Below are 26,568 nucleotides of genomic sequence, written 5' to 3'. Positions count from 1 at the left end.
ACGGAACTCCTATCTTTTAAAATCCACTGAAGTTATAACCAACTCCTAATAAAAGTCCAATATCAGTTTCATTAAAAAAGCCAGCGTTTACAGCAGCCGTGGCTGTAAATCTATTATTTAGAGGTACGTCTACACCACCAGTTACTAGAAAAGCAGTTTCTGATTGATCACCAGTTTTAATGACTGCACCTACTCCTACATAAGGAGCGATCGCTAAAGGTTCAGCAAATGGATCTGCTGTTTGAAAGGAAAAGTCGTAGGTGACAGGAATCAGAATTGTTGTGTTGTTTCCGAGGAGGACGGATGGTCTAGCTGATAGAGTTCTGGTGATACCAATTTTACTAATAACGCTGAAGTTACCATCACTCAAGTCGGAAGAGCCTCCAGAGATACCAATGTTTCCACCAACACCAATATAGCTACTACCACCACGAGTTCCTCTTCCTATTTCAATGTCAGCTTGTGCTACTTGATTCGATGGTTCTGTTTGTGCGCTAGGTTCTGTAAAACCAGGATTGAGCATGGCTGATGAAGTTTCCACTGTTCCTGGTTGAGGTGTCATTGTCCGGTTGGCTATTTCTTCGGTAGCAACGGTGGATATTAATTCTTGGTTTGTGGATAAGTCTATTGTTTCTGGTTCGGCTGTCTGAGCATTTACAGATAATCCGCTACCTAAAATTGTCAGTACGGCCAGACTTGGTAAGGCTAAAAAACTTTTACGAAGAATAATATTTCTCATGTTCAGTCCTCAATAGGTTAAGATTGACACCTTGTAGATATCATCTTAAGTTAACAAATTTCGTTAATACTCACCATTTAACACGAATATCCAACGGAAAGATAGAGACTAGAGGCTGAAAAGGCAATAAACAAAAGATAGAGACTAGGGACTTGATAACTGTGGTTTACTCTTCCGGATCATCTCCAAGACGCATTCTCTCAGGGTGTTTGTAATAAAATATATAGTCCTCTCGGTTTTTAAGCACTGGTATGGGAATGTTGATCAGCACCACAATGATGACAATAAGGTAATTCTTTGTAGGTCAAATTATGACAATTGTGGCATTCTACATATTGATAATAACCGCAGTGTGGACAGTGGTTATCTTGAGGACGGATTTTCTTTCCACACCGAATACAGCGGGATTTTTGAATTCGGCTAACTGCTTGAACTTTAGGATTAAATACAACTGTTTGGAAGAATTTAATCATGCCAAAGCCAATTAAGGGAATTAGCAAAATATAAGCGTAACTAATTAGGAAAATTAATCCCCCAAACAGGGAACTAATGACATCAAATAAAAATTGAAAGATAATACCAATTTGTAGAAATTGGAATATTTTCAGAATTAACGGAATTAAAAATATAACTAGCAAATGCCAGCTAATTAATGCTATTAATCCATATCCTTTGTTTTGGCTAAAGTTGTTAACTAATAATGCAATCAAAATTAATGGAACTAAAAAGATAGATTGAAAAAATAGTTGGATGCTAGGATACCAAAATGAAGCGTCTTCATAGCCTTTTTTAACTTGATTAAATTTAGTTTCATCTTTGAGAAAAGACAGAAAAGCGATACTTTCAGGTTTTGTCAGCAGTTGATTCTGTAGATTATTAATTTCCTGTTTTAAAGTAGAAATTTTCTGGCTATTTTGTGCTAATTCCTGTTTAGCTTTTTCTGCACGCACTTGATTAATCGAATTTGCTGAAGATTGTCCAGCAATTTTTTCTAATAGCGTAGAATCATATTGCTGACGAATAGTAGCATTTGCTTGTTCAAGACTATTAATTTTATCTTGTGTCTGATTTATTGTTGTGAGAATTTTCTGATTTTGCGGATTATTCAGTTTATCTTTAGACTCGCCATAGTTCAAACATATTTCGGAAACTTTACCTAAATGTCCAACTTCTACATCTTGATATCTTTGCCGAACTCTTTGCTCATTGCTACCGTAAGGTAATGAATTTCTCAGGATTTCATAATCTTTATTTTTGGTAGTTTGTGTTTTGTAATTATCCCATTCGGTATAACATGGATAAGCTTGGTATGGGCTAAGATGCCATTCACTAATATTATTTAAACCTGTAAAAACGTTGATGAGAATGAAAATATCAACTAAGATAATTACAATTAAACTTACTTTATTTAGTGGTTCATTGTTAACTGTCCGAGAGTTATTAAAAAAACGACTTAAAAGACGACGGATTCGAGTAAACATATAAACAGGATTTAGAATAGTTACAACTGAAATTAATTTACCATTTTCTGGTTACTTGTTTATTTTAGAGAATTTTTAGTTGGCTTCACTTTTTTTATCTCACGCAGAGGCGCAGAGTCACAGAGAGAAATCAAGAGTGTGGTATAAATATTAAGTTTAAAATGACACTATAGTGATACTATACGTATAATTTACTTTGTAGCAGTTATGACTAAGCCGAAGCCGAACAAATCTACTTGGCCAGAGTGGTTTCCATATCCTAGTTCCTGGTTAAAAGCCTTTATTTTAGCCTTATTTTTAGGAATTATTATTAGAATAATATCATTTACTGGTAATATTGGCTATAAAATGGCTAATTTTGCCAATAGTCCAGAATTATTCATGATAGTTACAATCTTGGTAATTATCTTGCCAATTTTTATAATTACTTTTACTCACCATATATTTCATATATTTATCAAAAAATTATTCCCTAAAATTCAATCTCCAGAGATGCAAAATGTTCAAGGATATATACCAACAATAGTGAGTATTTGGGAAGGTTTATATGGTTGGTTAGTTATTTGTTTATCTTCACTAATAGCATCTCTTCTCACTATATTTTTAAGTCCTATTTCGGATATAAATTTTTATGAAACCACCAAGTTTTATAGAGATTATGAAAGTTATCAAGAAACTATATTAACGATATTGGGATTAACTTGGATAACTACTGGGGCATTAATTTATCAAGTTGATTTTTTATTTAAAAGACGTTTATTGTCAATCTCATTAACAAATACTATTCCTAACCAAGAATCTCAAATTGATCATGTAAAAGTAGAACCAAATAACCTAAAGGGAGATAATGATTTCACTCAAATGAAAGAATCAAAAAAATCATCAATAACTTCCCCAATATCTTCAATTTCACAACAAAAAAATAAATTTGAAGAAGCTATGAATTTAGCTAAAAGAGCAGCACAAATAACTCGCATTGCTAAAAGTAAAGCCGAGTGGTATCAATCAAGTATTGCATGGGAAAAAGTTATAGAAATGATGAAAAAAGTACCAATTTCTGATCCTAATTATGAAGCAGCACAGCAAAAGATAATTGATTATCAGAAATACATAAATTACGCTCAAAAAGCAGTTAATAGTCAAAATATTAACTGAAAATTCAAATAAATTCCTTCCGCGCTCTTCTCCATGCCTCTGCGTCTCTGCGAGAAAAAACTCTTATCTAATCTAACTCAAACCGCCAACTTCACATCCCATAAAGGTAAGGTAATAAAAGCGATATGTAAAAATTTATTTTTCTTCCTGTTTTATTGGCTGGGTAATAGCTTGACAATATTTGCTTAAAGTGTCAATACGTTCTTCAATGGTTTTCAGCCTCGATTGTGATGTTGTTAATTGCTTTGCACCTTGGAGAAACATGACATCTACTTCCAACAGCCGCAATTGCTTATTTATCTCCGTTTTATAGGACTGTTCCAGGTAGTTAGCATCAACTAAAGGGACAATTTGCTGCACAAAAAATTCCTGTAATTGGGCTAAATTCTGCTTTAATTCGTGTAAATTAACTTTACCTACCGTTACATTAGCCCGTAACTCATCTAGAAATGTTGCCAATTCCTGATATTTATCACAATTAAAAGACATCTGTTGCTAGTTAAGATAGTATTAATGTCAAGAAAATTTTCTTATACAACCAACTTTCTTTTGTTTCTTATCAAAACCACAAGTCTCAAATTTTAGTTTGAGGCTTGGTTTGTCGTCAATAGTTTTTTTGATTATGTTTGAAGGAAACTGACTATGGATGATGACCACAGGCAATTAGGACATCATCATCTCCAACTTTGTTTCTAGACCACTAGACGACAGCATCTATTTATAGAGGTGCTGTCAATTTGACTTATCTCCTAACCTATCCACATATCACCTTTTTGATTTTATGAGTAGTGTAGCTATCAAATCCCCCATTGATGTCGTTCTCCCAGACTGGCTTAACAAATGTTTAATTGAACCACCTGCACCGATACTTACTGAGGAAGAAGACCGAACGTATAACGGTAACGCCTTAATTTGTCGGGCATTTCAGTTTGCCTATCAACTACATGGGGGTCAAACTCGTAAATCGGGAGAACCGTATATTGCCCATCCTGTTGCTGTAGCTGAAATACTCCGTGAATTAGGTGGTAGTCCTGCTATGATAGCAGCCGGTTTACTCCATGATGTAGTTGAAGATACAGAAATTACAGTTGAAGATATAGAAGCACGTTTTGGTCCAGAAGTACGGCTGTTGGTAGAAGGCGTGACTAAGTTATCGAAAATCAACTTTACTAGCAAAACCGAAAGTCAAGCGGAAAACTTCCGGCGAATGTTTTTGGCTATGGCGCAAGATATTCGGGTAATTGTGGTGAAACTGGCGGACCGTTTGCATAATATGCGAACTCTTCAATATATGTCAGCAGCTAGTCGTCAACGCAGCGCCCAAGAAACACGAGATATTTTTGCTCCTTTAGCGAATCGCTTGGGAATTTGGCAAATTAAATGGGAATTAGAAGATTTAGCATTTAAATATTTAGAACCAGAAGCCTATCGAGAAACTCAGCAAAGTGTAGCTGAAAAACGCACGGCACGGGAAGAAAAATTACTCAAGGCTACGGATACTTTGCGCCGTCGGTTACTCAAAGCTGGTGTTAATTGTCTGGAAATTAGCGGTCGTCCCAAACACCTTTATAGCATTTATCAAAAAATGCAACGGCAGCAAAAGGAATTTCATGAAATTTATGATTTGGCGGCGCTGCGAATTATTGTCCAAACGAATGAAGAATGCTATCGGGCTTTGGCAGTGGTTCATGATTCTTTTCGTCCCATTCCTGGTAGATTTAAAGACTACATTGGATTGCCTAAACCAAACCATTATCAGTCCCTCCATACTGGGGTAATTGGCTTGACTGGCCGCCCTTTAGAAGTGCAAATTCGCACCTTGGAAATGCACCATATTGCGGAGTATGGAATTGCTGCCCATTGGAAATATAAAGAAACCGGTGGTTCTGATCATACTAATTTAACAAGCTCTGAGGAAAAGTTTACTTGGTTACGCCAGTTGCTAGATTGGCAGAGTGATTTAAAAGATGCTCAGGAATACTTAGATAGTGTTAAAGACAATCTATTTGAAGATGACGTTTATGTCTTCACCCCTAAGGGGGATGTTGTGCCTTTAAGTCCTGGTTCTACAAGTATAGATTTTGCCTATCGGATTCATACAGAAGTTGGAAATCACTGTGCTGGAGCAAGAGTAAATGGACGCATTGTGCCTTTGTCAACGCGACTGCATAATGGCGATATTGTTGACATTATTACCCAAAAGAATAGTCATCCTAGTTTAGATTGGTTAAATTTTGTTAGCACTTCAGCGGCTAAGTATCGGATTAAACAATGGTACAAGCGATCGCGCCGAGAAGAAAATATCGCTAGAGGCAGAGATTTATTAGAAAAGGAATTGGGTAAAACTGGTTTTGAAAGTTTGCTCAAATCTGATGCTATGCACACTGTGGCGGAAAAATGTAATTATCACAGTGTGGAAGATTTACTTGCGGGTTTGGGATATGGGGAAATTACCTCAAACTTAGTGCTGAACCGTTGGCGGGAAGTCGTTAAAGCGAGACAACCTGTTACTGATGTCATTACATTTATTCCCAAAGAATCAACAGCAAAAACTTCACGGGATACACCACCAATTAGTTCTCGTGCTAGTGATTCTCCCATTATTGGAGTGGAGGGTTTGGTTCATCATATTGCTGGCTGTTGTACCCCTATTCCCGGTGAACCAATTGTGGGTGTTGTCACACGCGGTAGAGGAATATCAATCCATCGCCAAGGCTGTCATAATGTAGATCATGTTGAGTATGAGCGGTTAGTTCCCGTGCGTTGGAACTCAGCTATGGAAAATCGCGGTCGTCCTCATACTTATCCTATTAATTTACAAATTGAGGCGCTTGACCGTGTGGGGGTATTAAAGGATGTTTTATCACGGTTGAGTGACCAAGGTATTAATGTCCGTCATGCTCAAGTGAAAACTTCTCTGGGACAACCTGCTTTGATGGATTTGGGTATTGATGTCCGCGATTGTTCTCAATTGGAACATTTATTTGCTCAACTTAAAAAAATGAGTGATATTCTGAATGTTCGTCGTCTTTGTGAGGCTGAGGATTGCGGTTAGTGGGGTGTTACAGCTATTTTCATATTTTTTATCTCACGCAGAGGCGCAGAGGCACAGAGAAAGAGATACAGAAAGATTCATGAAAATGGCTGTAATTTAGAAGTTTTACATAATTTCATTTAAGGTTTGCAGAAGTTGATCTATTTCTGCGGCTGTGTTGTAATGGGCTATTCCTATTCGCAAGAATCCTCCTGATGTTTCTAGGTCTAGTTTTTCGGTGAGGTTGATTGCATAGAAGTTACCGTACCACGCAAATATTCCCTGTTCTCCTAATATTTGGGCTATGGTTGCTGGTGTTTTTCTTTCTATTCGCATAGATACTGTTGGTGTGCGCCATGTAAATTGGCTGGGTTCGGTAATTCCATATAAGGTTAAATTAGGGATTTTTAGTAGTCCGGAAATGAGTTTTTTGCTTAGTTCTCTTTCATATTGTTGAATGGCTGACATGGCTGCGACTAATGCGGCTCGACGGCTATGATAAGCTGATGCTAATTCATGGTTTGGTTGTTCTATTTCTGTCAGAAAGCGAGGACAATGGAAGGTGGTTAAGCCTTCTCTATCGGCTTCTATTAAGGAGGAAAGTAATTCATTATCTAAGGTTGGGGAAACATGACAACCTAGTTTTGCTAAATAATTAATTGCTGCTACTAATCCGGCTAAACCTTCATGATTTAATGTTCCTGTTTCCCATTTTGAGGGAATTTCATCAGATGCGGCTTTAACTTTATAAGGGGAAAATCTGGCTAAATGTTCTCTTTTTCCGTAGAGAATTCCTACATGAGGCGCAAAGAATTTATAAGCGGAACAGGCTAAAAAGTCACAGTCTAAATGATGGACGTTAATGGGTGCATGGGGAGCATAATGGACGGCATCTACATATACTAAAGCTCCGACTTTATGGGCGAGTTTGACTATTTTAGTAATATCATTAATTGTGCCGACGGCGTTGGAAGCATAAGTAACTGCTACTAATTTTGTTCGGGAATTAAGTTTTTGTTCTAAATCATTTAAATCTAATGTACAGTCGGTAATGTTGATATCAACAACCCGAATAATTACACCTTTTTCTTCTAAAGCATACCAGGGAGAAATATTGGCTGCATGATCTAGGTTTGTGACGATAATTTCATCACCTGGTTGTAATTCTCTACCGATAGCGCGACTCATAGAGAAGGTGAGAGTAGTCATGTTTGCGCCAAATACTACTTCATCATTATCGCATCCTAAGAAGTCGGCGATCGCTGCTCTTGCGGAAGTAATTAAGGCATCGGTTCGCATACTGGTAGCAAAAGCACCGTGAGCATTGGCATTTGATCTGACTAAATAATCACTAATTGCGTCTAATACTCCACCGGGTACTTGTGTTCCACCTGGTCCGTCAAAGAAAATTGCTGGTTTTCCGTTGATTGTTTGTGTCAATGCGGGAAACTGAGAACGAATCCATTTTATGTCTAGAGATTCCATGATTTTTCTTCTTTTTTTTGATGAAGGTTTCACGCAAAGGCGCAAAGGAAGAAATATAAGTAGTGAGACAGAATTAATTACACAATGTCATTGCGTTCGCGGAGCGTGGCGTTAGCCATATGGAAAGAAGTGGAATGAAGCAATCGCAAGGGTTGGGATTGCTTCGCTTCGCTCGCAATGACTGTAAATATTTTTGTCCAATTACTTATTAACTTAGATTGTAATCTAATACCAATTTTATGTGGGACTGCACAAAATTATGAAATCAATTAATTCATCCGCGTTTATCTGCGTTTATCTGCGGTCAATTATTATTTTTAATTTTGTTGTTTAGTAAACGCAACTTTGCTTAAAATGTTTATGGGTTTGATATCTTTAAGTAATTGCATTTGTTGTTGATTTTTTACTAATAATGCTCCTGCAAATCCTAGCGAATTGATGGAAATGTCCGCAAATTCTTCACATTGTCGAGGGACTATTAACATCCATTCTCGCGTAATTAAAAGATTATATGCTCCTGATTGGATATTATTTTCTAGAGGTTTAATTCCTACATTTTCCAGTAAGGTATGATATTTTTTTAATGTTACTTCGGCACTTTCTCCACTATCAAGAGTAGTGAATGCGTGTAAAAAGGGAAATTCTGGGATATTTCCCAGAGAATTTGCTAATTTTGTGGATTTGATAAGTGGTGAAATCGGTATATCTGTTTCTGCAAACGGGACAATTTGTAAATGTTTATGACGTTGACTTGCACCTGCAAGTTTACCACCATTATAAAATACTAAACCCTCAAATTCTTCTAAACAAGCCCACATAGCTGTAAAGTCTTCTAGGGTAAGTAAGCTTTCTTGTTCTGCAAAAGCACGGGTGATAATTAGTAAGTGATAATCAACCACATTAAATTTATTTAAAATACAAACATGGGTATGAGAAATATCTGTGACAAATAAATCTTCTTCGTAAGGTAAAAAGGGATTAAATTCTTTCCCAGTTTGAGCAGCTTGTTGATCTTTTTTTTCTTGATCAACTTTTTTACGATTTATATTTTCTAAAATTCTGACAACGAATTTTACTCCTGCTTCTTCAACAACTTCTAACTCTGTAGGAATAGATTTTAAAGCCCCAGATTTTAAAGCCAGTTCTGTTGTTTTTTTAATCTTTGTCCATAAAGTACCTGGTTCAAGTAGGATTTTTTGCTGATTCATCTCTTTTAAAATTGATCTTATTACTCATACAAATTATTATATAGCAATTCTCAAATAAATATCTCTTATTCCTCCATCTCTGCGTTCTCTGCGCCTCTGCGGTTCGTTAAAATTATATAATAAAAAAACATAAAATCAAGCAATTAAAAAATAAGTAATTAATTCTCCCCTCCCCTTAACCTTAATTATGCCCCGTTCCTCTAATTTAAACTCATCTTTAATTAAAAAATAAGTAGTTTCAGAAACTTGGATTTTGCCGGGAATACCATGAGATTCCATGCGACTAGCTAGATTTACTGCATCTCCCCATAAATCATAACTGAACTTTTTTAAACCGATCACACCAGCCACTACAGAACCTGTATTAATGCCAATTCTGAGTTGAAAAGATTGACCTGTAGGGGTTTGAAATTTAGTAATTTCCTGCTGCATATCTAATGCCATTTTAGCGACGGCTACAGCATGATCTGGGTGGGGATTTGGTAAACCACCAACTACCATATAAGCATCACCAATAGTTTTGATTTTTTCCAAACCGTAAGTTTCTGCTAAACAGTCAAAACTGGAAAAAATCTGATTTAAAGAATTGACTAATTCAATAGGTGAGATTTGAGCCGCTAATTCTGTAAAGTTAACAAGATCAGCAAAAAGGATTGTCACTTCATCAAAACGATTAGCAATTGCGCTTTGTTGTTGTTTTAATTGTTGAGCTATTTCTGCGGGAAGGATATTTAATAGCAAGCGTTCAGATTTTTCCTGTTCATTGCGTAAGGAAATTTCTACTTGTTGGCGATCGCGTATTTCTTGTCTAACTCTGGTAAACATTTGGTAAAATGCTAATATTACCTCTCCCATTTCATCTTCGCGTTTCTTCGACATAGTTAAAAAAACGGGATCATCACCATTTTGACTAATGGCTTCTCCAGCAATGATCAAATCATCCCGCAATTGTAAAATTGGTCTAATTACTGTTATTCCCAAAATTAATATAGTGGTTAGAGTCACAAAAACTGAGATGATAAATACCAACCCTGCTACCCTCAAGGAGAAAGCAAATAATTCCTCTTTCACTGGTGCAGAATTATGACGAATAATTAATATATATTTTCCCTCAAACATTGACGCAGACCAAGCTACATCATACCTTGTCCCATTTTGACTTTGTACCCGAATCATATGTGCTTGACCCAGATCATTGCATGAAGTAGTCGGTTTTTCACCAAATGTTCCTACTAAGTCTCCATTAGCGTGATACAATGCTCCACCTAAAATCACAGAACTAGGTTTGAGTTTTTGACTGATCATCTGGAGAATTTTCTGAGAATCTTCTCCCTTTTGAATATTGACAAGAATGGAAGAAAGAACCTCACTAGAAACATTTTCTAAATTGGTAAGTAATTCCTGTTCCCGACGAAAGTAAGAAGGTATTAAAATTGCGATTTCGACAACAACAATACTAGTAAATACCCAGCCAACTATATACCTTGATAGCTTTGCTTGAAAGAGTTTTAGGCAAGTTTTTACCGGTTTGAGCATCCGCTATTTTCTCCAGTATGATTGAATTTGAGGAAAAGAGACTCTCGACTTCTTTGAAAAGTCGAGAATCTAGATATCAAATCATCTAAGGACAATCTAAAGTTTCTCTGGTATCCCTACCTGTTACAGGATTAGTGCCTTTAGCCAGTTTACATAGTTTCTTCTGTTCATCTGTACGCAGTAATACATCGGTAAAATCTGCTCCCTCAACTATAGCACCATCAAATTTGGCGTTAGCGGCAAATGCACCTTCTAAAATGGCGTTGGTTAAATCGGTTTTAATCAAACGCGCTGCATCTAATGTAGCATTAGTTAAATTAGCTCCCCGCAAATTTGCTGATTCTAGATTGGCTGCGAAGAAACTAACACCACTTACATTAGCATTACTAAAATTGCTGTAGCGAAGATTTGCTTTAGTAAAGCTGGAGTCTGTTAAATCACGTCCAGAAAAATCTGCTTGAACAAGAATTTCTTTGTTATATTCCAGTGCTAACGCTGTAGGTACGCTACCTATTGCTGTTATGGTAGAAATGATTGCCCAAAGTAATAAACTGAGTATACTTGCCCAATTTCGATTCTTAGTATTCATGATATTTTTGATAAATGGTTAATCCTTCTCCATCTAATTATGCAGAGATTGGCAACATAGGTGAAGAGCTAGTAGCTAAGTGGCTAAAATCTACAGGTTGGAAAATTCTGCACCGTCGCTTTTGCTGTCGTTGGGGAGAAATTGATATTATTGCTCAATACCAAGACACAATGGTGGCATTTATAGAAGTGAAAACCCGCAGTGTCGGTAATTGGGATGAAGGGGGGATTAATGCTATTACTCTCCAAAAACAGGCTAAACTGTGGCGGACAGCGGAAATATTTTTAGCTGAATATCCGGAAAAGGCTGACTATCCATGTCGCTTTGATGTCGCCTTGGTTCACTATGAACGCATATCAAAAGAGCTAGACAATAGGAAAATTATAGAGGAAGGATTTTTAGATAGTTTATCTACATCTGCATATAAGTTTAAGCTGCGACAATACATTGAGGCAGCTTTTGGACAATAACAACGGTTAAGAAAGAATTATTTTTCACTTCATGACACTACGCAAATAATTTTGTTGCTGATAGCTTAATGTCAGCACTCTCTGGAATTCTTTAAGCCAGTGTTTCGGGACAATATCCTAAGCCTCTAACAAACTGTTGGCGAAATGCTTCAATTTCTTCCCTTTCTGGGCTACCATGAGAAACAATTGCTACTTGATAACGACGCATTACGTCTACAGGAGCTTGTCCTGCTTCTAAACTCCAAAGTGCCATTTGCACTCTCATTGGTGGTTGATAGCTAATTCCTAGTTCATTCAGAAAAGCCCGAAAATCGCCATCTTGTTGTTCTGAAACTGGTTGTGTAAATTTAATTCTGACTACCCAACCATCAATTTGATGAATTACAGTCACAAAGGAAACAGGAAACTCAGGTTTACCATGTAAATGTTGAACAATTCTCAAGGTGAGACTGGCATTTGCTAGATAGTATAGGTATTCCATCATAATATTTTGGATCAAGGCTAGTTCTACATCTCTATCTTCGTGAATAAAGTAGTGATCCCGGTAGGGTAAAAGCACCCGTCTTGCTATGGGGAGGTTTACCCAATCTGGGGAGCAGGGGAGCAGGGGAGCAGGGGAGCAGGGGAGCAGGGGAGCAGGGGAGCAGGGGAGCAGGGGAGCAGGGGAGCAGGGGAGCAGAGGAGCAGAGGAGCAGGGAGAATATTTTTTCTACTGACTACTGACTACTGACTACTGACTACTGACTACTGACTACTGACTACTGACTACTGACAATTACCAATCACCAATCACCAATTAATATGGAGCAAAAAATACTACAAGCTGTAAATTTAGATTGTTCATTATCTGGTTATGACTACCAACTTCCACCAGAACTAATTGCCCAAAACCCTGTTGTTCCTAGAGATAGTTCCCGGCTATTAGTTATCAATTCTCCTGAAGCTGGTAAAACCATACCACCTCTACATCACATTTTCCATGATTTGCCGGGATTGCTCAAACCGGGGGATTTGTTGGTAATGAATAATACAAAGGTAATTCCCGCTCGTTTGTATGGCTGTAAGTCTACGGGTGCAGAGGTGGAGGTGTTGTTGTTGGAGGAACGACGGCATAATTGCTGGTTGGCTTTGGTAAAACCGGGTAAACGGTTTAAGGTGGGCAGTGAGATTATTTTTACAGGGGAGGAAGAGGGGAAAAAACAGATATTAAAAGCGACGGTGGTTGAATCAGATCCGGAGACAGGGGGGCGATTATTACAGTTTGATTTACCGCCAGAAGTTCCTTTAGTACAGGTTTTAGGGAAATTTGGACAAATTCCCCTACCGCCTTATATTACGGCTTCTACTGCTGCTGATGAACAGTATCAAACTGTGTATGCTCAGGAACAAGGAGCGATCGCTGCACCAACGGCAGGGTTACATTTCACACCGGAATTACTGGAAAAATTGCGTAGTAGTGGCATTAATCAAGCTTTTATTACGCTCCATGTTGGTGTCGGTACTTTCCGTCCAGTGGAAGTAGAAGATGTTACTACTCACGCCATGCACGAAGAATGGATTGAAGTCCCTGCTGATACTGTGGAGCAAATTCGGGCTACTCAGGCGGCTGGAGGGCGAATTATTGCGGTGGGGACTACAGCGGTAAGAGCTTTGGAAGGTGCGGCGCAATTGGGAGATTTACAGCCCTTTGTCGGTAAGACAAATTTATTTATTTATCCTGGCTATGAATGGCGCGTTGTGCAGGGTTTAATCACCAATTTTCATTTACCCCGTTCTAGTTTATTGATGCTGGTTAGTGCTTTGATTGGTAGGACTAGATTACTAGATATTTACCAAGAAGCGATCGCTTCTGAATACCGCTTTTATTCCTTCGGTGATGCAATGGTGATCTTACCAGAAGGGAAAACAATAAAATTATAGTTTTCAATTGTCAATTATGAATTTTTGATGTAGTTATAGATAATCTAATTTGTATTAGATCAATATAACTAAAGGGTTGCAAACCATGTATCAAAAATATCATAAGCATCCGCATTTAGACGGAACTAAATCTGCATATAGACAGGCATTAGTGGGAGTTGTCTGTGCTTCGTCAGCATTTTTAATCTTGACTTTACCAGCAATTATTAATTCTTCCAGCAGCAAGCTGTTAGCAGAAACAGTTATTTCTCAAGATTTAGATGCAGCAATGTCTTTTCAACAGGGAGTAACTTTTTATAATCGTCAAAATTTTCAGGGTTCGGAAATGGCTTTTCGGAAAGCCTTACAGCGAGATCCTAATATTGGAGAAGCGCGGAATTATTTAGGTAATATTCTTTTACAGCAAAATCGGTTAGATTTAGCAATTCAAGAATATGGAGAAGCGATTAGATTGAATCCCAATTTGGGAGAAGCTTATTATAATTTGGGGGTGGCTTTACAAAAACAAGGACAAAAAGAAGCCGCTATTACCGCTTACCGTCAATCTTTAGTTGTCACTCCCACACTGGCTAATGCCCATTATAATTTGGGAGTTTTGTTGTATGAACAAGAACAGCGCCAAGATGCGATCGCTGCATATGAACAAGCGATTAATTTAGATAGAAATCATGCAAATGCTTACTTTAATTTAGCCATTGTTCAACAACAAGAAGGTGAAATAGAATCAGCAATTTCTGCTTATCGTCAAGTCCTAAAAATAGCACCTGAAAATACTGTAGCTTACAATAATTTAGGTAGTCTTTTAGTAATTCAAGGCAAAACTGCCGAAGCAATTAATATTTATCAACAAGCAATCCGCCAAAATCCCAATAATGCTTCAGCTTACTATAACTTAGGAGTAACTTTATATAATCAAGGTGCTTTCAAGGAATCTGCTCAAGCATTTAGACGCGCTCGACAACAATATACAACTGAAGGAAATACTGAGCAAATTGCCAAAACTGAGCAATTAATAGAGCAAATTGCCCAAGTTTTAGCACCAAAACCATCGCCAGTCAATCAACCAAGTAGCGAAACAGCAATTACTACTCCACCTGTTGAACAAGCACCCGCAAATCTTCCCCCCATGGAAGAAGCACCTGCGAATACACCAACATTTGGAGAATCTACATTACCTGATTTGACACCAAAGAAATAGATAAAAAATCTCTAATAATTGTCAATTGTCAATTGTTAATTATTGCCTCAAATTGGTAAACGATTAATATCTTTATTGCAACCAATTACTACCATTGCAGAACCTTTTTCTAACCGTTTAGTTGGTTCGGGATTAATGATAAATTTACCATCATGACTTACCGCCAACATATTTAAACCATAACGGTTACGAAGTTGAAGTTCAGCAATGGTTTTCCCATTAAATTCATCAGGAACAATCAACTCAACAATACTATGATCTGTGTCAAGATCAAATCTGTCTAAAATGCCGGGTTTAGTAAGTGTACGTGCTAAAGCACAACCAGCTTCATATTCAGGAAACACGACATGATCTGCTCCCACTCTTTTTAATAATTTCTGGTGAACTTCACTTGAAGCTTTTGCAACTACGTGAGGTACACCACCTTCTTTTGCATTTAAGGTAGTGATAATACTTTCCTGAACGTAGTTACCAATAGCAACAATCACAGTATCAAATTCAAAAATTCCCGCTTCCTTTAGGGCTGCTGGTTCGGTTGAATCTAGTTGTAAAGCATGACCAACAATTTCTTCATTTAAAGCTTCAGAAACCCGTTTTTCGTCAATATCTGTAGCTAAAACTTGATATCCTAAATTATGGAGTGTTGAACAGACAGAGCGACCAAAACGCCCTAAGCCAATTACGGCAAATTGGTGGTTATCTTTACGTAAACTGCGAAGAAATTTTAATGATGAAAGATTCATATTCATAGTTTGTCAGTTGTTAGTTACTAAACCATTTTATCCAACAAGTAGATTTTCTTCGGGGTAGTGAATTCTCGTAGGACGAGGATCGCCTAGTATGGATGACATTAATAATAAAATACCAACTCGACCAACATACATTGTGAAAATTAATATTACTTTGGCTGCGGTAGAAACAGTAGCTGTAATCCCTGTGGAAAGACCTACTGTAGCAAAAGCTGATACTACTTCAAAAAGAATTTGAATGAAAGCTAAGTTGGGATCAGTAATACTAATTAAAATCGTGGCAATAATCACTGTAGCGAGTGAACCGAACACCACACCAACAGCTTTTAAAATTAATGAAATGGCAATTTTACGCTCATATAATAACACGTCTTCTTTGCCTTGAAGAATTGATTGTGTACAACTGGTAAGAACTCGTAAAGTAGTTGTTTTGATTCCTCCTCCCGTACCTCCAGGACTTGCACCAATAAACATGAGGGCAATGATAATGAATAATCCAGCATTAGTCATTTGACCAATATCAATGCTATTAAAACCAGCCGTTCTGGTAGTTACTGACTGAAACCACGCTACTAATAATTTTTCGAGTAAATTTAATTGCCCAAAGGTACTATCGTTTCTAACTTCTATAAAAAATATGGCAATTGTTCCTAAAACTAATAATATTAAAGTTGTACTAGTAGCAACTTTAAAATCAAGAGAAAATACTAAACAACTGGTTTTTTTAATAAGGCGATCGCGCAACCATAGATACATATCTAAAATCACCTGATAACCAATACCTCCAAAGATAATTAAACCGCTGATAGTTAGTGTTACCAAAGGAGAAGACTGATAACCAATTAAGCTATCTTTAAATAAGCTAAATCCAGCGTTATTCCAAGCACTGACACTATGAAAAACTGCCAACCAAATTCCTTCTTGCCAACCTTTTTCAGGCACAAAGGCTGCCATTAATAAAAATATTCCCGTGATTTCAAAAAATAAGGTAGTCGCAATAATAGAACGGATAATTTGCGTACTCCCACTCATACCTGGGCGGTCTAAAGCTTGTTGAATTGCTACTTTTTGGCGAAGATCAAATCTTCTGCCAATTAACAAAATCAAAAATGTGGTAGTTGTCATATAACCTAAACCACCAATTTGTGCCAATAGTAAAATAAACAATTGACCTAAAAAAGAAAAATCACTACCAGTATCCACTACCGCTAAACCTGTGACACAAACCGCCGAAGTTGCCGTAAATAGTGCCACAATGGGATCATTCCAATCACCACTACTGGTAGAGAAAGGCATTGTCAAGAGAATTGCTCCCAATACAATGACAGCTACAAATCCCAAACAGATTGTCCTAGCAACAGTCATAAGTAATAAAGAATGAATAAACGTTGTATATGCAAGCCTTATCATCAGGCTATTTTGAATTTTCCCCAGGGTTTGGTATCTTCACAAGGTAGAATTAGTGAGTTATTCCCAGGCAAAAAAATATCCCTATCTAATTAGAAACATAGATGGTAGCCTACAAATAAGTTTTTTTTGAATTTCCTGTCATCTTTTTATTGATAAATTAATGAGTCAAATACTTTACAAGCAAATTCAGCAATTTTACGACGCTTCCTCCGGTTTATGGGAACAAATTTGGGGCGAACATATGCACCACGGTTATTATGGTGCAGATGGTAAACAGCTAAAAGAACGTCGTCAGGCACAAATTGATTTAATTGAAGAGTTGCTAAAGTGGGCAGATGTTAAAGGTGCTGAAAATATCCTTGATGTCGGCTGTGGCATTGGTGGTAGTTCTTTATACTTAGCTGAAAAGTTTGGGGGCAATGCCACGGGAATTACATTAAGTCCTGTACAAGCCGCTAGAGCTACCGAACGGTCTTTAGCCATGAATTTGAGTCAAAAAACTAGATTCATGGTTGCCAATGCTCAGGAAATGCCCTTTGAGGATAATTCTTTTGATTTGGTGTGGTCACTGGAAAGCGGTGAACATATGCCAGATAAAACTAAGTTTTTGCAAGAGTGTTACCGCGTGTTAAAGCCGGGTGGGACTTTGATTATGGTAACTTGGTGTCATCGGCCGACGGATAAATCACCACTGACAGCGGATGAACAAAAGCACTTAGAGGATATTTACCGAGTCTATTGTTTACCTTATGTAATTTCTTTACCTGAGTATGAAGCGATCGCTCGGCAACTACCATTAAATCATATTCGCACGGCTGATTGGTCAACCGCTGTTGCTCCTTTTTGGAATGTGGTAATTGATTCTGCATTTACACCCCAAGCATTTGTAGGTTTATTGATGGCTGGTTGGAGTACAATTCAGGGGGCATTATCTCTAGGGTTAATGCGTCGAGGTTATGAAACTGGATTAGTTCGGTTTGGGTTATTGCGTGGGACAAAATAAAACAGGAGTCGTAGGGGCGAAGCATTCGGAAAATAACCTTGGACAAAACTTGATAATTTATCGCCCGAATGCTTCGCCCTTACAGGAGTCAGGAGTAAAAGTCTTGTATGACATAGCTTTTTGATCAACTTTTTTACCTCATATAGCTACAATATGCTATGAGTTAAATCCCTTAAGGTGCAGAAAACAAAAAAGAGCAAAAGATGAATCAATTTTATAAACAAAGTTCTGCTATTTTTCCAGGAAGTTGGTTTTCAGCTTTTTGGAAATTTTCCCGTCCTCATACGATTATGGGGACAAGTTTAAGTGTTTTGGGTTTATATTTAATTACCCTTGGTGTCACTTCTACAAAATTTTCTAGTTTGCATATTAGTCAAATTTTAGCAACATGGATTGCTTGTATATGTGGCAATATTTATATTGTGGGGTTGAATCAATTGGAAGATATTGATATTGATAAGATCAATAAACCTGATTTACCTTTAGCGTCAGGAGCATTTACCAGAGGACAAGGACAATTAATTGTTATTATTACTGGTATTGTCGCTTTAGCTGTAGCATGGCTAACTGGTCCATTTTTATTAGGAATGGTAGTGATAAGTTTAGCAATTGGTACAGCTTATTCTTTACCACCAATTCGTTTAAAACAGTTTCCTTTTTGGGCTGCTTTATGTATTTTTTCAGTCCGGGGAACAGTAGTTAATTTAGGGTTATTTCTGCATTTTAATTGGTTGTTGCAGGGAAGCCAAGGGATACCGGGTGCAGTCTGGGCTTTAACAGTGTTTATCTTGGTATTTACATTTGCGATCGCTATTTTCAAAGATATTCCTGATATGGAAGGCGATAGAGTTTACAATATCACAACTTTTACCCTCCAACTCGGACAACAAAAAGTATTTAGTCTCGCACTTTGGGTATTAACAATTTGTTATGTAGGCATGATTTTAGTAGCGTTATTCCGTCTTGCGGAAGTTAACACTATTTTTATCTTAATCACCCATACAGTAGCTTTAATTGTCATGTGGTGGCAAGGTAATGGTGTAGATTTACAAGACAAAAAAGCAATTACTAATTTCTACCAATTTATCTGGAAATTGTTTTTCATTGAATATCTAATTTTTCCCATCTCCTGTTTATTAGCTTAAATTCATGTTAGAAACATTTTCCAACTCGTCTGATATTATAGCCATTTCTGTAGTCATTATTGGTCTTGCCATTCTTGGTTATTTGAGTATCAAAACATTGATTACCTCTAATTTATTTCAGAAAGGAATCAATTTATATCAAGCCAAAGATTTTGAAAATGCCGAAATAGTTTTTAGAAAAGTTATTGCTATCAACTCTACTAATGATATGGTACGGTTGTTATTAGGAGATATTTTAAATCAGAAGGGACAAGTTGCCGAAGCAAAAGCGTTATTTTGTGAAGTAATTGATAGCAGTCCCAAAAATCCTGATGCTTATTTACGTTTAGCAAATATTCTCATGCAGCAAGAACAAGAAGTAGAAGCCAAAGCTAATTTAGTTCAAGCAAAAGAGTTATTGCAAAAACAGCGTCAACCAGAAAGAGCGAAAAAAGTCTCTCTTTTGTTAGATAAAATGACTGCTAAATTACAATAGATATCTCCTTGACACTCTCCGACCTAAAGGTGCGGAGATTCTTAAGACCTCACAGTCTTAATATTCTGTTTACACAGATTCCCAGGCTGACCACGTTTGCCTTGTAGGGCGTAATCATATCTCCTCAAGAGTGTTTTGGGCGTAGACTTTCCCCCAGTCCAGGGGTAGGTTTTTAAATCTTGTACTGATTAGAATATTTTAACATGGCTGAGTCCTTTAGGACTCATCTAGCTTTCATCCCCTGCCTAAAGTACGAAATACGCAACTGCGTTGCTGTTTCTCAGGGGTTTTCAGCATTTCCCTTATAAATTAAATATGCGTCACCGAGAACCCTTGTAGATGTCTAATGATCAGGCATATTTTGAGATTGCTGCTTGAGTAAAATGCTCCTGAAAAAAGTATCAAAAATATCAATTGATGTGCTAACCATTCTGTCAATTGCTATAAATATTGTTAAAGATTCTGTCGCTTTTCTGTCCTGTTTTTCGAGCTTTCATTTGCATAAGTTAGGAGTAAGCCATCTTATCGGCAATGTCTAACCTAAAAAGAGTGAAATCAATAGTCATCACAGAAAATTCATGGTTGCAGAAAATCAAAATACAGTAGTGGTTACAGGAGCTTCAACAGGAATCGGTCAGGCCTGTGCTTTGCTTTTAGACCAGTTGGGCTTCTCTGTTTTTGCTGGTGTGCGTCAAGACGTGGATGCTCAAACACTTAAACAGAAAGGGTCTCAAAGACTGATGCCGATTTTTTTAGATGTGACTGATGCGGAGTCAATTGCATCTGCGGTTGATACAGTCACAAATGCAGTAGGTGGTGCTGGGATTTTAGGTTTAGTGAATAATGCCGGAATTGCCGTCCCTGGACCTTTGGAATTATTAGCGATCGCTGAATTTCAACAACAAATGCTGGTTAATGTCACTGGTCAATTAGCTGTAACACAAGCATTCCTGGGTCTATTACGCCAAAGTCGCGGTCGAATTGTCAATATGGGTTCTATTGCTGGTAGAAGCCCGACTCCGTACTTAGGAGCTTACAATGCGTCAAAATTTGCCCTTGTTGCACTCACTGATGTGATGCGGATGGAATTACGACCTTGGGGAATCTCGGTTTCCATTATCGAACCTGGTGCGATCGCTACTCCCATCTGGGAAAAGTCCCTAAGTCAATCGGAAATAGCACAGGATAATCTCCCGCAATCGGCACAAAATCTCTATGGTCAGTCCATGAATATTGTCCGTAAGAAAATGCAGATTCTCGCATCTGGGGGAATTTCTGCGGATATTGTCGCTCAGACTGTTGTCCATGCGCTAACTGCAAAACAGCCAAAGACACGCTATCTCGTTGGCAAAGATGCCAAAATTGGAGCGATACTGAAGCACATTTTGCCGGATCATCTCCATGATCGGTTAATTTTATACTCAATGGGTTTGTAGATCACTTGGTACAGATAGGGATCATTGTGACATTATCTCTTATGCTTCTTCCCAGACTTGGCGAATTTTATCAGGTAGCCAGGTAGCAATTTCTTGAATTCGTTCTGATGACAATTCGTCTTTAGTGGCTGAAAATACGGCTTTAACTACTTCTTTTGTGTCTACATTTGGTGGCATTCCCCCTTCATTTTCAACTCGAAATAAAAAGCGATCGCTATCAATTCCTCTAAAGATACCTGCCGGTTGTAAAGGTGGACGGACTCGACTTAAAAAGGCGACAATTGGGTTGGTATCATGCCATAAATCTGCAACTTCTAATTGCAGGGATTTATCTTTAGTTACTTCGGCTGGTTCATGCAGTTCTGCTTCTACTCTGTCCGCTGCTTCTGTTGTCATTAAATCGCGCATCACCCGGAAGACTACTTCCGTTATATCTCTGGCATCAAAAATATCTGGTAAGCCACTTTTTGCCATGACTTTTTCTAAAAAAGGCAAATTTTTATCAGCAATAGCCACTGATGGTTTTTCTGCTGATATTTGTGGAGGATTAGCTTCCATCTTGTTTAATAGCTGCTGTCCTTTTTCCGTCATTTCTGCTTTTTTAAAGGTAATCAAATGCGGTAATGGTCCATCCGATGCGCCCAGAGTATTAGCAATTCGCAAGTCAAATTCCTGGGTATGAATAAAATCAGGAACGTCTTCTTGATTGGCATAAGCATTACCTGTAAATTCAGCATTGATATAATGCTTTTGATTTAGGTAATCTAAATGTCCCAAAAATTCGGCTATTGTTATTGGATGATTGGAAAAATCAGCTTTATTAAAGTGAACTTCATGCATTCCTTGCCCAGTTTCGTTAATTTTCTTGAGTAAGGTGTAGGTAATATTGTCTCTGATAGTAATTGGCATAAGTCGCTTTCCTCCAATTCAAATCTCAACATCTAAAGTAATTGTAGTAACCTAACCTAGATGTGATATTTATTTTAGTTTCAACTACTTGTAACGTAATCAATTAATATATTGGTCTTCATCTATCACAAGAAACAAATATAAAATCAATAATTAATTCTCAAGAGTTATTTAGCAAGTAAAAACTTCAGAAAAAAATAGTGCAATATGCTTGCAAGCAAATATTAATTGCACTTGCAAGCATCCCGATCTTACACCTTTCTGAAACTATTGATAGTTAAGGATTACCAAGGAAATCTCGCTTACCCAGTTCTACACCACAATGTCTAAGAATGTCATAAGCAGTAGTGACATGAAAATAGACGTTAGGTAAAATGAAGTAAAGTAGATAGGGCAATCCCTCAAAATTCATGGTTTCTTTACCTACTGGTAGGGAAATTGACCTTTCTTCTGAGCCATCAATTTGCTCAGGTGTTAATGTTTCCAGATAAGCGATGGTTTTTTGAAGACGCGCAATAAGCTCAGGAAAGGTGGTTTCAGTGTCTTCCATCTGGGGGGCTTCCAATCCGGCCAGTCTAGCAGCACCTTTTCTAGCAACATCAGAAGCGATTTGAATTTGTCGCGCTAACGGCAACATATCAGGATAGAGTCGGCTAGTGATCAGTATTGATGGATCTATTTTCCTGGCTTCTGCGTGTGCAGCACCCTTTTCCAGAATTGCTATGAGATTATTGAGAGAGCGAATGATTGATGGAACTAAGGCTTGATACATGGAAATAGTCATAAGAATCTCTCCTAAAAGCAGGTCTTCAAGACTATTCTCTGTTGATAAGGGACAAAAAAGTTAATATCTGAGTAAAATCTGGTTTAGGATTTTTTCAATAAATTAATTCAGTTAGCAGATATCAATCAACCACTAATAGTAATCCCTCCAAACATTTGGAGACAAAATATTAGATAATTAAAGAAACCAACAGTAAATGACAATGGATAATTTTTTGTTCTTGACCAGTGTATTCCCATCAGTTGATATTTTTGTAGGCTTGAAACCAGCTTTAAAAAGAAATACCAAAGGCAAAACAATTTTTACTTTTTCTGATGTTGATGACAATTTAATAGGTAGTCGAGTATTAAAAGAAGCAAGAGGTCTCAAAAGACTTGCAGTTCCTTCAATAACTCATAAAATACATATTAAATCATTCAATGAAGATTACTATCTTGTTGATGTCAAATTAATGATTGAGGACTGCATTAAAGATAAAATTGCCTGCGTGAAGAGAGATTATGGATTATCACCTGAAGAATATTATCAAGAAATCCTAAAAAGTCGTGCAAAAGCAGCTTTAATTAAAGAGTCTGCTTTAAGAAGAATTGATGAGTTAAAATTTTCAGGTAGTGAGAAATTGGAAGTTAAAACTGATTAGATAAAACTAGCCTCTATCACTAAATATAGAGGCAGTAAATATCGCTATTATAATAAACCATACCGCGAAATTGTTCCATTATGTTGTATCCAAATTTTACCATCTTTGATATCAAAAAGACGCAAAAGAAGAGTTTTTTTTAAATTCATTGTAGGGATTTAGCAAAAAATCAAATCCTGGATATCCTGATTCACACATTCATCAATTTTACCTACTACTAGCAGTTATGGGTATCATATCAATTATCACTTTTTGATTAAGGACATGAGCTATTTTTTGCAACATTGATAATGAATGTCCCTCATAATTAGCATCTTCTAATCTAGCAATTACAGGCTGTTTTGTCCCCATAAGTTCTGCTAGTTGTTTCTGGGTTAAACCTGCTTTGGTTCTAGCTGCATAAATTAGTTGTGCGACTTCTGCATTGATAGATTCTTCGGCTATCATTGCTTCTAATTCAATATCGTTACCAGTCATTTTGTCAAGGATTTTAATTGCATTATTACTCTTGGTCATTTTCAACTTCCTCTATATAGGTGTGACTTTCTGGGTTCTATGCAAATAAACTCTTTCTATAGCTTTTTCGGCGTTGCTGATAGCCTGCGTGGCGATAGCCATATTGAGGTATGAAATTCCTAAATTGAACCTTTAAAACTCTTACCTTTGCGTCTTTGCGCCTTTGCGTGAGACTAAAATTCATACCGTTAATCAGCAACGCCCAATATTGCTATAATACAGCAGCCAGAGTTGTTTATTTTTTAATTAATATCTCCACTGTCAGAATCAGGATACTCAGGATTAAAGGATTTTCAGGATTTTTATTTGATTAACTATCATATATTTTCAGATTCATTTAAAAATCATATCTTTCCTACATCATAATTCAGGTAACATCCAAAAATCCTCACATTCCAAAAAATCAAACTTCACACAAAATCCTGTTAATCCTCAAATCCTGGATATCCTGATTCAGACATTTTCGGTTAAAAATATTTGAAAGGGTAAAGTGCTACTAAGTTATGGGAGAGAAGACGACTCGAAAACCGCAGTTAAAGTAACGATAAGCACGGGAATTTCCACGACGACTAGCCGAGCAACAATACTTAGCATCATCTATCCAAGAACCACCACGCATTAGCTTAATATTGCGTTGACTAATCAGATTACTCCCAAAATCAGGTGCTTTTATATAATTTTCATACCACTCATCTTCACACCACTCCCATACATTCCCGTGCATATCATACAAACCAAAAGCATTAGGAATAAATTTTCCTATATCTGTGGTTTGTTCATACTTCCCATTGTGATTCACTAAATCTGTACTGATGGTATCACCGAAGTGATAGGGAGTTGTAGTTTTGGCTCTACAGGCATATTCCCATTCAGCTTCGCTCGGTAAACGATATATTTTACCTGTAGTGTTACTTAGTCTAGTACAAAATTCCTGTGCATTAAGCCATGATACATTTTCAACGGGGAGATTTGTCCCTTGGAACTGTGATGGCTTGGGATTTAAATCTATCTTCACTTTTGGTAAAACTGCTACCCTTTCCCATTGTGCTTGAGTGACAGGATATTTCCCCATATAAAAAGGTGGAACTGTAACTTCATGTTGGGGTTTTTCATTATCATTTCCTTCTCCTACTGGTGAACCCATGAGGAATGTCCCTCCAGAAATAGCTACCATTTCTAAAATCAAACCATTCCCTAAATTTTCGTTATGCGTAGGAGAAACTGGTAGTTTTGGTGGTAAAGAAATAATTTTTGGTGGAACTGTTAGTACAGGAATAGCAGAAACTGGTAATTTTGGTGGTGTTGGAAATTTCCTATTTTGCAATGCTAAGAAAACTTCTTTAGCAGACTGAAAACGATTAATAGGTAAATCCTGCAACATTTTATCAAAAACTATTTCTAACCCCTTACTTACAGAAATCTTTTCTTTCCATACCCACTGCATTCTCATAGAATCAAAAAGTGCATCAGAATCATCAGCGTTTTGGAAACATCCCGTTAATAATCGAATACAAGTTACAGCTAAACTATAAAGATCACTATTAGGAAAAACCATCCCGCGAAATTGTTCCGGTGGTGCATATCCCGGCGTTCCTGTAATCGTCCCCACTCTAGTCAGAACACTTCCCCCAACTTCCTTAGAAACTCCAAAATCAATTAAGAATAAAGCGCCAGTTTGAGAACTTCTAATAATATTTTCTGGTTTAATATCTCTATGAATGACCTTATTATCATGGACAAATTGTAAAATAGGTAATAATTCAATTAATATCTGTTTAACTTCCGACTCGCTAAATTTCCCTTTTTGTTCTAATTCATCTAACAGATTTTTACCTTCAATAAATTCCTGAATTAAATATAATCTTCCTTCTTGGGGAAAGAAAGCCAGTAAATCTGGAATATGTGAATGTTTCCCTAAATCTCGCAGTCGAAAAGCTTGTTGTTTAAATAACTCCGTCGCTTTTTCTAAAGCCGCACTTCCCGACTGTTGGGGTAAAAATTGCTTAATTACACAGGGAGTATCTAATCTTTGTTCGTCTACTGCTAAAAAGGTTCTCCCAAAGCCACCTTCACCAATAACCCGTACACCACGATACCGTTCTTGTAATACCAGTTTACTCCCACAACGTTGACAAAATATCGTCTTCGGTGGATTTTGCTGTAGACAGTCGGGGTTAAGACACTGACTCATAAATGCTCGTTGGGGTTAATTATCTCAGTATAATTATACAATATTGTCTATTTTTACCCCAAACCTAATTAACTCACCGCAAAATCACTATACTTTCTTCTAGTTGGTGAATGAAATGCTAAAACAATATCTTGTTTTGGTACTCCTAATTCTAATAAATCTTGAGCAATTCTTCTTTCAGTTCCATTATGTTGTATCCAAATTTTACCATCTTTGATATCAATATGTAGCATGATTCCATAAATGCGTTTTTCTCCATTCCATCCCACAGTCATTAATTGATAATGATTATGTTCTTTATCAAGAATTACCTGTAATTCTACATCTCCATAGGATGGTTTATATTGACTATATTCTTCGAGAATACTTTCAATATAATGTTGATATCTTTCTAATTTATCCATGTATAGTCTTGTAAAGACTTCATAAGAATTATATCATGTTTGAGTAACTTTATTATAATATAACAACCTTTATTGAGGAGTAATTACTAAA

General features: G+C 37.0%; 25 protein-coding genes. 10 read left to right on the top strand and 15 right to left on the bottom strand.

All coding sequences use genetic code 11. The features are described from left to right. Positions 1-16: 16 nt before the first annotated feature. Both FJR04_RS02070 and FJR04_RS02065 read right to left on the bottom strand, forming a co-directional pair. Positions 17-739 carry a hypothetical protein gene (locus FJR04_RS02070; protein WP_168491355.1) on the bottom strand — a complete coding sequence of 241 codons (723 nt, stop codon included), beginning with the start codon at positions 737-739 and terminating at the stop codon, positions 17-19. Between the two features lie 239 nt (positions 740-978). Next, complete coding sequence (locus FJR04_RS02065; protein WP_168491353.1) at positions 979-2,220, bottom strand: hypothetical protein; 1,242 nt, start codon at positions 2,218-2,220, stop codon at positions 979-981. Between the two features lie 207 nt (positions 2,221-2,427). Here FJR04_RS02065 and FJR04_RS02060 point away from each other — a divergent pair, with 207 nt between their 5' ends. Further along, positions 2,428-3,375 carry a hypothetical protein gene (locus FJR04_RS02060; RefSeq protein ID WP_168491351.1) on the top strand — a complete coding sequence of 316 codons (948 nt, stop codon included), beginning with the start codon at positions 2,428-2,430 and terminating at the stop codon, positions 3,373-3,375. Between the two features lie 135 nt (positions 3,376-3,510). On the opposite strand, the gene patD is transcribed toward FJR04_RS02060, so the two are convergent. Then, entirely contained in the window at positions 3,511-3,864 is a 354-nt protein-coding gene (patD, locus tag FJR04_RS02055; protein ID WP_168491349.1) for a heterocyst frequency control protein PatD, read from the bottom strand. 292 nt (positions 3,865-4,156) lie between these two features. Here patD and FJR04_RS02050 point away from each other — a divergent pair, with 292 nt between their 5' ends. Beyond that, positions 4,157-6,430: a bifunctional (p)ppGpp synthetase/guanosine-3',5'-bis(diphosphate) 3'-pyrophosphohydrolase gene (locus FJR04_RS02050; RefSeq protein WP_168491348.1), complete on the top strand. Its 2,274-nt coding sequence runs from the start codon at positions 4,157-4,159 to the stop codon at positions 6,428-6,430. 105 nt (positions 6,431-6,535) lie between these two features. Here FJR04_RS02050 and FJR04_RS02045 read toward each other — a convergent pair whose 3' ends face one another. The 4 genes from FJR04_RS02045 to FJR04_RS02030 all read right to left on the bottom strand — a co-directional run bounded on the left by FJR04_RS02045 (position 6,536) and on the right by FJR04_RS02030 (position 11,227). Continuing rightward, positions 6,536-7,894, bottom strand: a complete 1,359-nt coding sequence (locus tag FJR04_RS02045) for a cysteine desulfurase-like protein (RefSeq protein ID WP_174763493.1) — start codon at positions 7,892-7,894, stop codon at positions 6,536-6,538. 317 nt (positions 7,895-8,211) lie between these two features. Further along, entirely contained in the window at positions 8,212-9,102 is an 891-nt protein-coding gene (locus tag FJR04_RS02040; protein WP_168491346.1) for a phosphorylase, read from the bottom strand. A gap of 135 nt (positions 9,103-9,237) precedes the next feature. After that, entirely contained in the window at positions 9,238-10,638 is a 1,401-nt protein-coding gene (locus FJR04_RS02035) for an adenylate/guanylate cyclase domain-containing protein (RefSeq protein WP_168491345.1), read from the bottom strand. An 85-nt stretch (positions 10,639-10,723) separates the two neighbouring features. Next, a complete protein-coding gene (locus FJR04_RS02030; protein WP_168491344.1) occupies positions 10,724-11,227 on the bottom strand; it encodes a pentapeptide repeat-containing protein in 504 nt (167 codons plus the stop codon). A gap of 14 nt (positions 11,228-11,241) precedes the next feature. Between FJR04_RS02030 and FJR04_RS02025 the strand changes: the two genes are divergently transcribed. Next, the gene (locus FJR04_RS02025; RefSeq protein WP_168491343.1) at positions 11,242-11,697 is read left to right on the top strand and encodes a YraN family protein; all 456 of its coding nucleotides are present in this window, start codon (positions 11,242-11,244) and stop codon (positions 11,695-11,697) included. A 91-nt stretch (positions 11,698-11,788) separates the two neighbouring features. Here the strand turns inward: FJR04_RS02025 and FJR04_RS02020 are convergent, their stop codons facing one another. Then, the gene (locus tag FJR04_RS02020; protein WP_168491654.1) at positions 11,789-12,178 is read right to left on the bottom strand and encodes a hypothetical protein; all 390 of its coding nucleotides are present in this window, start codon (positions 12,176-12,178) and stop codon (positions 11,789-11,791) included. Between the two features lie 320 nt (positions 12,179-12,498). Here FJR04_RS02020 and queA point away from each other — a divergent pair, with 320 nt between their 5' ends. Both queA and FJR04_RS02010 read left to right on the top strand, forming a co-directional pair. Next, the gene (gene queA / locus FJR04_RS02015; protein WP_168491342.1) at positions 12,499-13,617 is read left to right on the top strand and encodes a tRNA preQ1(34) S-adenosylmethionine ribosyltransferase-isomerase QueA; all 1,119 of its coding nucleotides are present in this window, start codon (positions 12,499-12,501) and stop codon (positions 13,615-13,617) included. An 85-nt stretch (positions 13,618-13,702) separates the two neighbouring features. Continuing rightward, positions 13,703-14,815: a tetratricopeptide repeat protein gene (locus tag FJR04_RS02010; RefSeq protein WP_168491341.1), complete on the top strand. Its 1,113-nt coding sequence runs from the start codon at positions 13,703-13,705 to the stop codon at positions 14,813-14,815. 47 nt (positions 14,816-14,862) lie between these two features. Here FJR04_RS02010 and FJR04_RS02005 read toward each other — a convergent pair whose 3' ends face one another. Then, positions 14,863-15,558, bottom strand: a complete 696-nt coding sequence (locus FJR04_RS02005; protein ID WP_168491340.1) for a TrkA family potassium uptake protein — start codon at positions 15,556-15,558, stop codon at positions 14,863-14,865. A gap of 36 nt (positions 15,559-15,594) precedes the next feature. Continuing rightward, entirely contained in the window at positions 15,595-16,929 is a 1,335-nt protein-coding gene (locus FJR04_RS02000) for a TrkH family potassium uptake protein (protein WP_168491339.1), read from the bottom strand. 205 nt (positions 16,930-17,134) lie between these two features. Between FJR04_RS02000 and FJR04_RS01995 the strand changes: the two genes are divergently transcribed. The 4 genes from FJR04_RS01995 (at position 17,135) to FJR04_RS01980 (ending at position 21,033) form a co-directional block, all read left to right on the top strand. Then, positions 17,135-17,977 carry a methyltransferase domain-containing protein gene (locus FJR04_RS01995; RefSeq protein ID WP_168491338.1) on the top strand — a complete coding sequence of 281 codons (843 nt, stop codon included), beginning with the start codon at positions 17,135-17,137 and terminating at the stop codon, positions 17,975-17,977. A 203-nt stretch (positions 17,978-18,180) separates the two neighbouring features. Further along, positions 18,181-19,122 carry a homogentisate phytyltransferase gene (locus tag FJR04_RS01990; protein ID WP_168491337.1) on the top strand — a complete coding sequence of 314 codons (942 nt, stop codon included), beginning with the start codon at positions 18,181-18,183 and terminating at the stop codon, positions 19,120-19,122. Positions 19,123-19,126: 4 nt separating this feature from the next. Then, complete coding sequence (locus tag FJR04_RS01985; protein WP_168491336.1) at positions 19,127-19,597, top strand: tetratricopeptide repeat protein; 471 nt, start codon at positions 19,127-19,129, stop codon at positions 19,595-19,597. A 578-nt stretch (positions 19,598-20,175) separates the two neighbouring features. Then, entirely contained in the window at positions 20,176-21,033 is an 858-nt protein-coding gene (locus FJR04_RS01980; RefSeq protein WP_168491335.1) for an SDR family NAD(P)-dependent oxidoreductase, read from the top strand. A gap of 39 nt (positions 21,034-21,072) precedes the next feature. Here FJR04_RS01980 and FJR04_RS26570 read toward each other — a convergent pair whose 3' ends face one another. Together FJR04_RS26570 and FJR04_RS01970 are read right to left on the bottom strand one after the other, a co-directional pair. Next, the gene (locus tag FJR04_RS26570) at positions 21,073-21,591 is read right to left on the bottom strand and encodes a DUF2267 domain-containing protein (RefSeq protein WP_217359204.1); all 519 of its coding nucleotides are present in this window, start codon (positions 21,589-21,591) and stop codon (positions 21,073-21,075) included. A gap of 628 nt (positions 21,592-22,219) precedes the next feature. Next, positions 22,220-22,726 carry a DUF1993 family protein gene (locus FJR04_RS01970; protein ID WP_168491333.1) on the bottom strand — a complete coding sequence of 169 codons (507 nt, stop codon included), beginning with the start codon at positions 22,724-22,726 and terminating at the stop codon, positions 22,220-22,222. Positions 22,727-22,922: 196 nt separating this feature from the next. Here FJR04_RS01970 and FJR04_RS01965 point away from each other — a divergent pair, with 196 nt between their 5' ends. After that, the gene (locus FJR04_RS01965; protein ID WP_254445182.1) at positions 22,923-23,366 is read left to right on the top strand and encodes a hypothetical protein; all 444 of its coding nucleotides are present in this window, start codon (positions 22,923-22,925) and stop codon (positions 23,364-23,366) included. Between the two features lie 207 nt (positions 23,367-23,573). Here FJR04_RS01965 and FJR04_RS01960 read toward each other — a convergent pair whose 3' ends face one another. From FJR04_RS01960 to FJR04_RS01950, 3 genes are all read right to left on the bottom strand, one after another. Further along, positions 23,574-23,882, bottom strand: coding sequence for a helix-turn-helix transcriptional regulator (locus FJR04_RS01960; protein WP_168491330.1), 309 nt, complete (start codon positions 23,880-23,882; stop codon positions 23,574-23,576). A 496-nt stretch (positions 23,883-24,378) separates the two neighbouring features. Then, positions 24,379-26,073: a bifunctional serine/threonine-protein kinase/formylglycine-generating enzyme family protein gene (locus FJR04_RS01955; protein ID WP_168491328.1), complete on the bottom strand. Its 1,695-nt coding sequence runs from the start codon at positions 26,071-26,073 to the stop codon at positions 24,379-24,381. A gap of 68 nt (positions 26,074-26,141) precedes the next feature. Continuing rightward, positions 26,142-26,477 (bottom strand): XisI protein, encoded by a 336-nt coding sequence (locus tag FJR04_RS01950; RefSeq protein WP_168491320.1) that lies wholly within the window; start codon positions 26,475-26,477, stop codon positions 26,142-26,144. Between the last annotated feature and the right edge of the window lie 91 nt (positions 26,478-26,568).

The sequence above is a fragment of the Anabaena sp. UHCC 0204 genome (assembly GCF_009711975.1).
In the GTDB taxonomy this organism is placed as follows: Bacteria; Cyanobacteriota; Cyanobacteriia; order Cyanobacteriales; family Nostocaceae; genus Dolichospermum.
The sequence above is the reverse complement of the archived record's forward strand: the minus strand, read 5'-3'. Positions and strand labels throughout refer to the sequence as shown.